We start from the raw sequence: 13,848 nt of genomic DNA on the forward strand, positions 1-13,848 counted from the left end.
ACATATATGCTATACTTATTCTAATGATTTAATTCATTAATATTTTGTAAAGTAGAGGTGTTTATATGAAAAATGTTACTATAAGTGAAGAAGCTTATAATGAATTTAAAGCTTTTTTAGAAGAAAATGAAATAGCTGATTTTAATATTAGAATAAATTTTGCCGGCTCTGCATGTAGCGGCCCAATATTTAACATATCTGTTTCAAATGCAAGTGATGATGACGAAGTTGAAAAGATTAATGACATCTCATTCATATATGAAAAAAGCTTAATCGACCAGTTCGGAGGATTTATAATTCTTTCTTCTGAAGAAAATGAAGGTAATGGCTTAAGTTTAAAACCTGTCATTGAGCCTGAAGGTGGATGCGGTGGTTCTTGTGCTGGATGCCACTAAACCAGCTTACAATTCATAGTTTAAGGTTAAGGGCGAAAGCCCTTAATCAATTATGAGTTAAAAGTTATAAGTAATAACTCAAATTTTTGATTTCTTTATCTATAGGTTAGTCTACAGTTTCTATTTTCCATTGTACACCAGCATAATCGTTGCTTATGTTATATATTCCCTCTAACATATCTATCCAATAATATTTTTTCACAACCATCTTCTCTTTTTCTTCTCCTGTTGCTCCTTGTAATGTTTCATTACCAAACTCATTTAAATATTCGTATATTCTCGAAGAAATTTCATTCATATATTTAAAATACTGTAAATCATCATCTTTTAATTCCATCTTTTTATTCTCATTCTTCATTTCTTTACTTAATGTAGAAAACATATATTCTTTCATTTTTGATTGTATGTCATTTTCAACTATCTTATTTGCTTTTATGTTTTTTGAAAATATAGTAATTGAATCTTGTGAATATGATCCATATTGCTGCCATAATTCTATGGTATCACTTGACATAGCATCATAATTTTTGTAAAGCCTTAATAATTCTTCATTTTTTATGCTGCCTTCTTCAATACTTTTAGCTAAAACATCCATATTACTTTCATTTCTCTGTTTAAAATCTTCAATCTCAATGTAAGATTGTTGTCCTAATTTATACTTATAATTATTTAATTTGAATAATACATAAATATTACCTAATATACTTATTATAAGAAGCATAGATAATAGCATCACATAATCTGAACCTTTTATTTTTTTTATCAGAATCATCCCTCCTATGCTCTAATTTATTTTAACATATAAGCTTATGTTTGCATATTTAAAATTGAACATATAAAAGTTTTTATCTCGCCCAATCATGTATAGCTTCATTGACCATTTTTAATCCAATACCAGCTTCTATTACTTCTTTTCTTTCTGTATTTATTCTTTTAATCTCTCCATATGGATTTTTTAAAGATAACTCTTCATTTCCAGATATAACCCATATTATCTTTTTATTAACGGGCTTTACTCTTAGCTCTTTTTCTCCTACCCCATCTGTAAAATATACCAACACAGAATTTTTCAAATTATTATCAATAATATATTTAAATACTGGAGTAAACTCAGTTGATCCATTATCCTTACTTCTCTTTTGTATATCTTTTTCATTTTTAATTATATATACATTCCTAATTTCATTATCACATTCAATAATTGTAACTTTATTTTTAGTATTTGAAGTTATTGATAATATCTCTATCAATATCTTGTGTATATCTTCTTCTTTCATACTTGCACTTATATCTATCGCAACAATAAGTTCTATTTGAGATTCAGGCAGCCTTCCTCTTAACTCTAATCTTTCAGGCTGTCTTCTATTTCTTCTCGTTATTGTTTTCTTATATCCTGATTTTACACTTGGCAGAATATTTTTAAGAACACTCTGCCATGGTATTTCAGCCTTTTCCTTATACGCTAAAATTATGTTTTCTAATCCCTTAGGTGTATTTTTAACATAAGCGCTTACTGCCGTCTTCTTAGTTAGATTTCTAATATCTTCATCGCTTATCTGTATTTGATCCCATAAATCATGTGCTTTTGACATATCAATATCATATTTTGAATTATCATCATTATTTATTTTACTTTCTTTCACTCTTGATTTAATAGCTTTATATATTTCTTCTGCATATTCCTCAATGCTTCTATTTTCTTCAAGTGAAAGATTATGTTCCATATTAATGCCATTAAGCTTTCTACTATACCCTGGCAGATCTTTTATGTATTGATTAATTGAAATATCTAATGCAATGCTAATTGCCTCTTTGCTAAACCTATTTTTCAATTTTCTTTCTCTCTCAAAGTGTGAATTCATTATATGATATATTTCATGTTTAAATAATGCAGCCATTTCTTTTTTGCTACAATTTAAAAATAAAAATGGATTGAAATTCATATTAAAACCATCTCTATTTGGAATAGTAGCTATTGGAACTGTCAAGTCTACATTTATATTTCTTCTTACTCTAAGCATAAATTGTCCAAAAAAAGCATCTTGGGTTTGTAATAGGTATAAAATAACATCTTCAATTAATTCAAAGAAACTTCTTTTAAAATTATCGTTAGAATAAATTTTTTCTTCTAAAGCATATGCTTCTTTTAAAAGCCACTGTCTTTTTTCTTCAAAATCCATACTTAGCCTCCTTATTTAAATATATCAAAAAATGCATCTATAAATGCTTCACTATCCAGTAGCTTTTCATATATTCCACCACTATAATCCCTCTTTATTTCTTTCATTATTCCTAGCCTTAAATCTCTAGGATATAAATTCAATATCTCGGAAAATAGCCTTAAGTTTTTTTCTAAAGAATAATTTTCTAAGAACTTTAATGAATTTTTAGCTAATATATAAAGCCTTGAATGATTTTCTTTCTTAACAGCCTCTCTTAATTCCATACTTAAAATTTCATTGCTAAATATATCCTCTACTTTTATCAATGTCTTCTTTAAGTTTATTATAAAACTTCCAAAATCATTTCCTATATTCACTCCAACATTTCCCTTTACAACATTTAAAAATATATCTAGAGAATACTTTTCTTTATTTTTTAAGTAAACATTATATGCTTTAGATATCCTTTCCCAGCTTCTTGGAGTAGCTTTTATTGTTTCCTCAGAATCTGGTGTATGCAAATATTCAGGAAAAGTAGATAAAAATTCTATAATATGTTCATTGATATTTCCTTCTTTGCTCATTCCCCAGTTGATCCATTCTTTAACATCTGAATCAAGCCTTACCCATACAAATCTATCCTCTTGAGCTGGATCCATATCCACAACATCATAGTTACTGTTATAATAACCATCATTTTTATTTGATGGATTCATTGCAGCTATCACTTTTACTTTATCATCTAATACATATCCATTAATTTCTCTATTTAAAATCAAATTCATAAGTTCCTGAGCTACAGCATGATCGCATCTATTTAGTTCGTCTATGAATAGAATAACACTTTCATGTTTATCTTCCTTTATGGCTTTTTCTATTTCAATTAATTTACTATGTGTTGCATATGTTGTAACTTTATTTTCAACTATTGGTAATCCACCAATCTCCCCTTCCTTTAACAAATTAGCATCTATTGTTACCAAATAGTATTCATTGTCTTTTGCAATATGCTTAACTAGCGAAGTTTTTCCAACTCCGCTTTCCCCTATGATTAAAGGTACATCATTTGATGCAATTATTAAATCTACAGTATTTAAACATTCCGAATAATTCAAAACTCTCACCTCTTTATCTCAAAATGACTCTTACAATGCTAATTTATAATCTATTAATAGCTTTTTAGCATTTTTACTTCCAAACTCTTTAACAAATCCGATTTTATCCATCTCTAGAATCTCTAATTCTAAAAAATCTTCAATATATTTCTTTTCAACATTTTCATCTTCAATTTTTTCTTTAAGAACTTCAATCACTAAATTTACATCGATACTCTCATAAATATACTTAACTACATTTATATTTTCATGAATGAATAACTTTATATCATCTGAATCATAATTAGCTATATAATTTATAGCCTCTCCATTTAGTGATATAGCTTTTATTTTAGCATTTTTAGTAGGATTTTTTATGAATCTAATTGCAACATAATAATTCTCTATAGCTGCAAGTTGAATTTTTTCTGAAGGATTATCTATATACTTAATTGCATCATAATCTTTACTTACAGCTAAAAGCTGTAACTCTTCGCTAGGATTTTCTACATATTGAATCGCCCAGCCTTTTGTTTTAATAGCTTCTTCAATTATCTTATCACTTGGATCATTAATGTACTCCAAAGAATTCCATAGACTTTTAACGCACATTATCCCAACTTCTTCATCTACATTTTCAATATATTTTATACTTAAAGGAGCATTCATAATGGCTTGTTTTTGGACTTCCTTACTAGGACTCTTTATATATTTAATATTATTACCATTATTTTCAACTATAAATAGCATTAAATCTTCATCTATATCCGATAATTCTTGAACATACTCTGGATTACTCTTTAACTTTAATAATAATTGTTCTCTATCCATCTTCTCTCTCCTTTACCTTATTCAACTTTAATTAATCTTATCTTCACTTTTATCACATTTAATATTCTAAATGAAAATAAATGTTATGAATTTACATGATACTGCCATAGAGCTTATTACCAGGATACTTTTTCTAGTAAAGTTTTTAATCTTATAATTACCAGCACCAACAGATAATATAACCCTTCTTCTATATATAAATTTCTTTATCGAAAACTATATTTATAACTTTTAATTACATCATTAATAGATTAAAAAAGAAAATTTCACCACAGTTTATCGTTAACAACTTTAGGTTTATAATGAAATCCCAAAAGGGATTTCTAAACATACACTTTAAATATGACTATGCCTCCTTAACTGCTAACTTATATCGAACTTTTTTTCTGCACATAACCTGCATTACAAATTTAATTATTATTAGATCATATGCGAAATTTTTCTAATCTTTATATTTTTCAATTTCTCTTTTAACAGAAAAAAGTAAGCTGTTTAATTCCCAAACCTCTCCATCTTCTATCAACTTGTTTAATGTTTTTTGATACCTGGCTGCCTCTATTTCTTTACCTAAAGTTATTAATGTCAATAACGAATTCATTATATTAGAAATTAAGTGTGATTTCACCTCAAATAACTTTTGAGCATCCTTAATTTCATCTTTAATTTCTAACATTTCTTCATCTAGTCTAAATGCGGCATCTGCGGATCTCTTAAGCTTTTCTTTAAGCTGTTCTGGTATATGTTGTTTATATTTATAATTGAGAGAATGCTCAATTGTTGCCCAAAAGTTCATTGCTAGAGTTCTTATTTGAAACTCTGCCAAAATCTCAACTAATCCTTCTGCCATATTTACTGGGTATTTTATTATCATATGATAACTTCTATAGCCGCTTTCCTTAACATTTCTTACATAATCTTTTTCATAAAGAATCTGCATATCCTTACGCCTTCGTAATATTTCAACAACAGTATCTATATCATCAACAAATTGACACATTATTCGTATTCCTGCAATATCCTCTAGTTCATATCTAACTCTGTCTATTGGTATCTCAAATTTATTAGTTTTCTCTAATATACTTGATACTTCCTTTACTCTGCCAGTTACAAATTCTATAGGTGAATATTCATTTCTTTTTCTATACTCTTTTCTTATCGATTTTAATTTAACCTTCAATTCATCTACTGCTTGCTCATAAGGCGTTAAAAAAACCTTCCAATCGCTTATTGCCATTAATACCACCCTTTAATTACATCATTTCTCAATATTGTCCTTATCTATTATATCAAAATCTTTAAATTAAGTATAATTAATAATAATAATTAATAAACTATTTTGAAAATTTTTATAATCTATATTCTTCAAATTATGATATAATTTATGTAGAATATTAATTTTTTTAAAGTAATGTACTTTTAATGAGGTGACTAAAAATGAATGATACTGACATATTAAACCACTTATTTGACAAACAAATACTTTGTCCTGTTTGTAATTCACATTTCAAGACAAAAACTGTTAAATCTAAGTCACCGCGAGTTATTTCCAAAGATTCAGATTTTTTTGTACGATATCTAGCAGTAAATCCATATTTTTATGATGTTATTATCTGTAATTCTTGCGGTTATGCTGCAATGCGGTCAGATTTTGAAAAGCTCAAATCCCACAAAAAGGAGCTTGTTTTAAGCAATGTAACTCCGAAATGGAAGCCAAGAGAATACCCTGATATTTTAGATGAAAAATTAGCAATTGAACGTTTCAAATTAGCTTTACTAAATTCAGTGCTCATCAATCTTCCTGATAGCACTAAAGCTATGATTTCACTGAAAATTGCTTGGATGTATAGATTGTTAAATGATGTAGACTTAGAAAAAGTTTTTCTTAGACAAGCTCTTGAAGGCTTTAATAATGCTTATATACATGAGCTTTTTCCTATATATGGACTACAAAGAGATTCTCTAATGTATTTACTTGGTGAATTAAATCGAAAATTAGGAAATGACCATGATGCACTATTGTGGTTTTCAAAAACTATCGTAAGCGTAAATTCTTCATCTAGAGTTAAAGATATGGCTCGTACTGGTAAGGATTTAATTAAAGCTACAGATCTTTAAAAAAGTATTTTTAATTTATTAACAGGGGGACTAGACTATGGGATTTTTTAAAAATAACACTTCAACAAATTTAGATGTTAACCTTACACAACCTTCTAAAAATCAAGATAGCAATGTTAATACAAATCAGAGAGATCTAAGCAATGAAATTAGTAGCCTAAAGAATAAAACTGACCAAGTAGATTCTTCTATTAAAAGCATTATTTCTTCTGCTTCTTCATTAGTATCTTATACTGAGTCCCAAAATAAAGAACTTAAGAATGCTAAAGACATGCTGTCTAACTTTAGATCAAATATGGAAGATTTAGCGATTAATATTACTAATGTTCATATTAAAGTATTAGATACTGATAAACTGGCTGATACAGGTTTAAATTCTATTAATAACTTAGATTTATCATTGGCTGATTTAGAAGATGCCTTTACAGTATCAACTTCAACAGTAAACGCTTTAGTATCAAAATTAGAATCTGTAAACAGTATTACTGACTCAATAAGTCAAATAGCAGCTCAAACTAATCTCTTATCTCTAAACGCAGCTATAGAAGCAGCCAGAGCTGGTGAAGCCGGAAAAGGATTTTCTGTGGTTGCAGGAGAAGTTAGAAAGTTAGCTGAAAATTCAAAACTTGCTGTTCAAAGTATAACAAGTATATTAGAAGAAATTAAAGTAGATATTTTAAAAGCATCCAGTGCAATGAATTCTGGTAATTCAGCTTTAAGCACTCAACATAATTCTCTAGAAGGAGCTAAAAATAGTTTTTCCGATATAAAAACTTCTATTGATGATGCTACTCAAGAAATTACTACTTGTATAGAAAACTTAACTACTGCTTCCGAAGATAAGGATAATGTAATCTCTTTAGTAGATAATATTAGCACGGTCTTTGAAGAACATGAAAGCTTATCAAAAGAAATTGCTTCAGATCTTCATAGTCAAGATAATTCTTTAAAGGAAATCAGTAACTCACTCGGAAAATTATTGTAAATACAAAAAGAACTTCAATGAATTTAATTGAAGTTCTTTTTTAGTATTTATTTTAAAGTATTCTTTTCGGATTAAAATCGAGATAATCTGCTGAAGTTAATATATATTCAACTCCATCTAAATATCCATCTAACACCTTCCCTGATAATACAGGTCCATGTAAATGCCCATATATGACTTTTTGTACACTATATTCTTTTATTATCTTCGTAAATTCAGATTCCTCAAATTTCTCATTTGTAGGAGGATAATGAAGCATAACTATAATTTTTTCGAATTCATTACGTTTAGCTTCCTCAAGAGAAAGTTTTAATCTTATTTGTTCTCTCTTATATATCTTTTCATCTTTATCAGTGTATTTATCTCCACTAGGGCATACCCATCCTCTAGTCCCACATATTGCATAATCCTCATAAAAGTAAAAATTATTTTGAATAAACTTAGTATTTTCATACATTTTATTTAACTTAGAAATACTTCCCCACCAATAATCATGATTACCTTTGCTAATAATCTTTTTACCTGGCAGTTCATTAATCCAATCTAAATCATATTTACTGTCCTGTTCCTTTAATGACCAGGATATATCTCCAGCTATAAGCACCATATCTTCTCCAGTTATCTTATTAAGCCAATTTTTTTTTATTTTGTCACAATGATCTTTCCACCTATCACCAAAGACATCCATTGGCTTTTCAACATTAAAGCCTAAATGCAAATCTGAAATAGTATAAAGTGCCATTTATTTATCACCTTTCTGTCATCCTTATATGTTTATCTTTTCTTATCTAAATCAGTAATAAAAGCTATTACATGCGCTACAGCCTCATATAGCTCAGTAGGAATTTCATCTCCAACATCTACATTACATAATAAATCCGTTAATTCTTTATTGTACACTATTGGTACTTCATTTTCTGAAGCCTTCTCTATTATTTTATCTGCAATATATCCCATTCCAGCTGCTGTAACTATTGGAGCATCACTATTAAATTCATATTTTAATGCTGCTGCTTTTTTCCTTTGATTCATTTCTTTGTACACTCCCTTCTCTCCAGTTAGCTGAAATATGAACTAAACTTAGAACTTATCTTTTTTTTATAACTTAAATCAGTAACAAGTTACAAATTAAAACTTGCACGTAATAAACCAAATTTTTAATTTATTTATATTATACCTTAATATCAATAGTAGATATAGTTAAATCATTAAAGAAATTTCTACAATTTACTATATCCACAGGTTTATCTTTAACCGATACATTTATATTTACAAATAATCCAAGTGTTGACAAACCTTCTACTAATTTCGATTTATTCTTATTTATAATGGACGTATAATCACTTTCACATTTTAAATTTACATCAATTCTATTATCTCTCATGGTCAAGTAACCATCAATATCACCTAACTTAGCGGTTTTTACACTAATAATCATTTTAGCATTAGTTTTATCTATCTTTTTCCCATCTTTTCTATTATCCTTTATTATCAATTTACAAGGATATTCCTTAGAATTAGCAGTTACAGGAACATTTAAATAATAATACTCATTACTCATAGAATTAAACACTTTAATGTCACTAATATTGTTTTTTATCAAATTCATTATCTTTTCGTAACTATCCCCTTTTATTTCTGTTTGAGTTATTATATTCTTAACCATATCCCTTATATTGTTGATTTTATCTTTTATTTCACCTTTTATTGATTCTTTGACATCTAATCCGCTTCTTGAAAATATATCTTCCGCATCCATTTTCCCAATATTTATCTTATTGGAGATTGTCTCCTTAACCGCATTATCTGACGCTTCCTTAGGCTGTATACTATCATTATTAAAATCCATAAATGGATTTTCTTTAACTACTTCTTCTCCTTTAGACTTACTATTTAATAGCTCGCTAAATGCTTTGAATTCGCTGTCTGTAAGTTTAACTTCTCTTCCTTCCATGTTACTTAATAATTCTTCTAACTTTATCTTATTTGCTGATTCAACAAGGCGATCTGCTTGTGTTTTAGAAGCATTATTAGTTACCAAATCATCCCCAACAGTATCTTTTATTATTTTTACAATATCTGGGTTATCTAGTTTTTCTAATAGTGCTTCAGGAAGATTCGCTTTTTCCATACTCGAACTGCCACTTTCCTGTCCAGCACTTTTTTGTATCATACTAAGCTCACTATCTTCACTTCCAGCCAAAGTTTTCAATACATCCAATATATTGATTTTCTTAGATAACGGATCATTTTCATTGTAAGCCTTCGATAAGAGTGCTGTAGTTTTATCTGAGGAATTCCTATTTAATTCTAGTTCCTTATTTATCATTTTTTCATCAATGGATACTTGAGAAGCATTGTTATCTTGAACACTTTTCCCATTCCCATCAGAATTTAACGAATCACTTATCTTCATGATAATCTCTTCAATTGAAGAATTTCCTTTAAATAATTTATTAAAACTTTTTATACTTTCTTCTGAAAAATCTAGCTTATTTTCTATAAATGCAAGTATATCATCTGAATTTATATTTTTATATTCATTTAAGAACTTAGTCAATAACTCTTTAATAGCTTGACCTTCCGAACTATCAGAAGATATTCCTTTACTTTGTAGATATGTCTGAATAAATGCATCTAACTCTTTAGGATTAGCACTTATTCTCTCATTAAATTGAATTAATCCCTTAATTTCATTAATATTCTCTCTAGTTAATGGGATATTATGCTTAACCATATTTTTTAATATGTCAATATCTTCTTTTGATAGTCCTTCTTTATCTATAACATCCTGAAAATTTTCATCTTCATTTGTTCCTTCATTTGTTGAATCTTGTACCAATTTCAATTTTAATTTTCCATTTTGAAATCCATCTACTTGAAATTTAATTAGTTTAAGGTCGTCTAAATCAACATTACCATCAAGTTCTGCAATAAACTGCCATCCATCTGCAAGCTTTACTGTAACATCCTTTCCATTTCCTTTTTCAACTACTCGTCCTGTAAAACGCTCTCCAACTTCAAAGGTTAACTTACTGGAAACTTTTTTCGTGTTTGTATTATATCCATTATTTACATTCCAAACTCCTGGCATATTATTTCTCCCCCACTAATTCACTACTTCTATAATATACTTATCGTATAAATGATATATAAATTGAGTTATATAAAAGAAATTTAAGATTCTAATTTAAATAGTTTACAATGAAAAGCCTACAGGCTTTTCATTGTAAATAGTCACTATTTTGTTTGTTACCTTAACTTATAAAAAAATATCAATTCTAAGCTATAAGTCTAGTCCATATATTAGATATACATATCCTACTTATATTCTTTACCCTCTTCTTCTCCATTTAACACTCTAATTACTCCTTGGGCTAATGCAAGCATTTCATCTTCACCTGGATAAACTACTATAGGAGCTATAAATTTTACCTTTTCCTTTATAAGATCTACCATTGGTTTTCCATAAGCCATTCCTCCTGTTAAGATTATAGCATCTACTTTTCCATTAAGGACTGTTGCTGCTGCTCCTATATCCTTTGCAACCTGATATCCCATGGCATCATGAACAAGCCTTACTTTAGGTTCACCTTCTAAAGCAGCTTTTTCTACAACTCTTGCATCATTTGTATTAAGATAAGCTACAAAACCGCCCTTTCCTGTAATTTTCTTTAGGAGCTCTTCTGATGTATACTTTCCGCTAAAGCACAATCTAACTAAATCACCTGCTGGAACACCACCACTTCTTTCTGGCGAAAAAGCCCCCTCTCCGTCAAGAGCATTATTAACATCAACTATCTTTCCATTTTTATGTGTCCCTACAGAAACTCCCCCTCCCATATGAGCTACTATGACATTGATATCTTCATAATTTTTAGAATTTTCTCTTGCATATTTCTTAGCCACAGCCTTTTGATTTAAAGCATGAAAAATGCTTTTTCTAGGTAATTCCGGAATACCTGATAATCTTGCTATCTCTTCCATTTCATCCACAACCACAGGATCTACTATGTAGGCTGGTTTCCCGATAGAATCACCAATTTCTCTTGCTATTATAGCACCAAGATTAGATGCATGCTCCCCTTGCACACTGTTTTTTAAATCTTGTAACATTTTATCATTTACATTATATGTTCCGCTAAGTATAGGCTTTAAAAGCCCACCTCTTCCAACTATTGCATCTAATTCTTTTATGTCCATATCAGCATCGTTTAATATTTTTAATATAATTTCTGTTCGAAAATCTTTTTGGTCTAATATATGTTTGTACTTACCTATTTCTTCTGAAGAATGCCTTATGGTCTCCCCAAATATTTCTTTTTCTTCTTCATAAACAGATATTTTAGTTGACGTAGAGCCTGGATTTATTATTAATAATTTATAACTCATTTTTACCTCCATATCATATATTTTTATTTTTAATATTCCCATATTATTGAAATATTAAACTTTATCTAAAAAATAAAAAGCATCACTCTCCTGTGATACTTTCTATTTTGTTAAATGCTAATAATAATTCTAAATAATCTCTTATCTATTCTCCTTATCCAGTGCTTCTTCTCAAATCTCTTTTCTCATAGCACAAAGAGCTTCTTCTCTTCTTTCATTTTTTTCTTCTAACGTTTGCTTCATGTTTAGGTCATCTGTTTTTGCAATCATTTCATCTGCAAGCTCGCAATTTAAAATAGTTTTATCAATATTATATTGGATTCTTTCTACATTATCCGTTCTATCATCTGGTTCACTTTTCATAATTGCATCACTTCCTTTTTCACTTAGTATATTGTTTTAATGGTGAGGTTTATACGTAATCACCTTTCCTTTGTATTATGTGCATTGAAATAATTTATTATGTGAAGTTATTTTTCTAATCTAATGCTTGATAAATAGAAAAGTTTTATTAAGAATAATAGAATTTAATTACCCATAGCTTTCGGATATGCAAAGAAAGATAGTTGTTCAAAAATTTTATTTTAATAAAAATAAGCTCTATATACTAGAAAATATATTACTAGTATATAGAGCTTTAAGATTGATTTTATTACTTCACTTCTATTTTATTGTAATTTTTCTTTCCTCTTTTAATTAAAGCTGCACCATCTTTAAAATCTTCTTCATTTAAAGTTCTAGTTACATCTTCAACCTTAACTCCATTGATAGATAGTCCACCTTGTTCAATTAATCTTCTGCCTTCCTTTTTAGATGGAACAATTTTAGTACTTGCCATAATGTCTAAAATTTGTAATCCAATTTCCTCTTTAGTTATTGTCACAGTTGGTATATTTGACATATCAGCTCCACCTGCAAATAAGGCAGCAGCAGCTTCTTCTGCTTTTTTAGCTTCTTCTTCACCATGAACAAGCTTAGTTATTTCGTATGCAAGTACTTTCTTAGCTGTATTTATTTCAGCACCTTCTAAGCTTCCAAGCCTTCTTACTTCATCCATTGGTACAAAAGTTAATAAAGCTAAACATTTTTCAACATCTGCATCATCTACATTTCTCCAATATTGATAGAAATCATATGGAGAAGTTTTTTCTGGATCAAGCCATAATGCTCCACCAACAGTTTTACCCATCTTTTGTCCTTGACTGTTAGTTAATAAAGTACAAGTCATAGCCATAGCTTCACCTTGTGCTTTTCTTCTTACAAGTTCAACTCCAGCTATCATGTTAGACCATTGGTCATCTCCTCCAAGCTGCATTTTACAATTATACTTTTGATTTAATTCATAAAAATCATATCCCTGCATTAACATATAATTAAACTCTAAGAAGGATAATCCTTTTTCTAATCTTTGTTTAAAACATTCTGCTGTTAACATTCTATTTACCGAGAAGTGAACTCCAACTTCTCTTAAAAAATCAACATAATTAAGATTTAATAACCAATCTGCATTATTTGCGAGTATTGCCTTACCATCAGAAAAATCTATAAATCTTTCCATTTGCTTTTTAATACATTCAACATTATGCTGAATATCATCCTTTGTAAGCATTTTTCTCATATCAGTCTTACCACTTGGATCTCCAACCATAGCTGTTCCACCGCCAATTAAAGCTATTGGTCTGTGTCCTGCTCTTTGCATATGTGCCATGAACATCATCGCTATAAAATGTCCTACATGTAGACTATCTGCTGTTGGATCAAAACCTATATAAAAAGTTACTTTCTCATTTTCTAATAACTTTCTTGTTTCTTCTTCATGCGTAAATTGTTTTATGTATCCTCTTTCTAATAGCTCATCTAATACGTTTGCCATT

Annotated in this window: 14 protein-coding genes; 3 read left to right on the forward strand and 11 right to left on the reverse strand. The window is 28.8% G+C overall.

All coding sequences use genetic code 11. From position 1 onward, the window contains the following. Positions 1-65: 65 nt before the first annotated feature. Positions 66-395, forward strand: coding sequence for a HesB-like protein (locus CDLVIII_RS27080; protein ID WP_009172679.1), 330 nt, complete (start codon positions 66-68; stop codon positions 393-395). 106 nt (positions 396-501) lie between these two features. Here CDLVIII_RS27080 and CDLVIII_RS27085 read toward each other — a convergent pair whose 3' ends face one another. The 5 genes from CDLVIII_RS27085 to CDLVIII_RS27105 form a co-directional block, all read right to left on the reverse strand. After that, positions 502-1,167 carry a hypothetical protein gene (locus CDLVIII_RS27085; protein ID WP_009172680.1) on the reverse strand — a complete coding sequence of 222 codons (666 nt, stop codon included), beginning with the start codon at positions 1,165-1,167 and terminating at the stop codon, positions 502-504. Between the two features lie 73 nt (positions 1,168-1,240). Continuing rightward, on the reverse strand, positions 1,241-2,575 hold the full coding sequence (locus CDLVIII_RS27090) for a VWA-like domain-containing protein (RefSeq protein WP_009172681.1): 1,335 nt from the start codon (positions 2,573-2,575) through the stop codon (positions 1,241-1,243). A gap of 11 nt (positions 2,576-2,586) precedes the next feature. Next, positions 2,587-3,672: an AAA family ATPase gene (locus tag CDLVIII_RS27095; RefSeq protein ID WP_009172682.1), complete on the reverse strand. Its 1,086-nt coding sequence runs from the start codon at positions 3,670-3,672 to the stop codon at positions 2,587-2,589. A gap of 30 nt (positions 3,673-3,702) precedes the next feature. After that, entirely contained in the window at positions 3,703-4,482 is a 780-nt protein-coding gene (locus tag CDLVIII_RS27100) for a hypothetical protein (RefSeq protein WP_009172683.1), read from the reverse strand. 442 nt (positions 4,483-4,924) lie between these two features. Next, entirely contained in the window at positions 4,925-5,716 is a 792-nt protein-coding gene (locus tag CDLVIII_RS27105; protein WP_009172684.1) for a GTP pyrophosphokinase family protein, read from the reverse strand. Between the two features lie 200 nt (positions 5,717-5,916). Here CDLVIII_RS27105 and CDLVIII_RS27110 point away from each other — a divergent pair, with 200 nt between their 5' ends. Both CDLVIII_RS27110 and CDLVIII_RS27115 read left to right on the forward strand, forming a co-directional pair. Then, positions 5,917-6,597, forward strand: coding sequence for a DUF2225 domain-containing protein (locus tag CDLVIII_RS27110; RefSeq protein WP_009172685.1), 681 nt, complete (start codon positions 5,917-5,919; stop codon positions 6,595-6,597). Positions 6,598-6,634: 37 nt separating this feature from the next. Then, positions 6,635-7,582: a methyl-accepting chemotaxis protein gene (locus tag CDLVIII_RS27115; RefSeq protein ID WP_009172686.1), complete on the forward strand. Its 948-nt coding sequence runs from the start codon at positions 6,635-6,637 to the stop codon at positions 7,580-7,582. Between the two features lie 52 nt (positions 7,583-7,634). Here CDLVIII_RS27115 and CDLVIII_RS27120 read toward each other — a convergent pair whose 3' ends face one another. From CDLVIII_RS27120 to tyrS, 6 genes are all read right to left on the reverse strand, one after another. Next, positions 7,635-8,324, reverse strand: a complete 690-nt coding sequence (locus tag CDLVIII_RS27120) for a metallophosphoesterase (protein ID WP_009172687.1) — start codon at positions 8,322-8,324, stop codon at positions 7,635-7,637. 32 nt (positions 8,325-8,356) lie between these two features. Continuing rightward, positions 8,357-8,614: an EscU/YscU/HrcU family type III secretion system export apparatus switch protein gene (locus CDLVIII_RS27125; RefSeq protein ID WP_009172688.1), complete on the reverse strand. Its 258-nt coding sequence runs from the start codon at positions 8,612-8,614 to the stop codon at positions 8,357-8,359. A gap of 139 nt (positions 8,615-8,753) precedes the next feature. Then, entirely contained in the window at positions 8,754-10,676 is a 1,923-nt protein-coding gene (locus CDLVIII_RS27130) for a hypothetical protein (RefSeq protein WP_009172689.1), read from the reverse strand. 227 nt (positions 10,677-10,903) lie between these two features. Continuing rightward, the gene (buk, locus tag CDLVIII_RS27135; RefSeq protein ID WP_009172690.1) at positions 10,904-11,974 is read right to left on the reverse strand and encodes a butyrate kinase; all 1,071 of its coding nucleotides are present in this window, start codon (positions 11,972-11,974) and stop codon (positions 10,904-10,906) included. Between the two features lie 171 nt (positions 11,975-12,145). Continuing rightward, positions 12,146-12,337, reverse strand: coding sequence for a small acid-soluble spore protein Tlp (gene tlp, locus CDLVIII_RS27140; protein WP_009172691.1), 192 nt, complete (start codon positions 12,335-12,337; stop codon positions 12,146-12,148). A gap of 289 nt (positions 12,338-12,626) precedes the next feature. Beyond that, positions 12,627-13,847: a tyrosine--tRNA ligase gene (gene tyrS, locus CDLVIII_RS27145; protein WP_009172692.1), complete on the reverse strand. Its 1,221-nt coding sequence runs from the start codon at positions 13,845-13,847 to the stop codon at positions 12,627-12,629. Position 13,848: the final 1 nt, after the last annotated feature.

It is taken from the genome of Clostridium sp. DL-VIII (genome assembly GCF_000230835.1).
In the GTDB taxonomy this organism is placed as follows: Bacteria; Bacillota; Clostridia; order Clostridiales; family Clostridiaceae; genus Clostridium.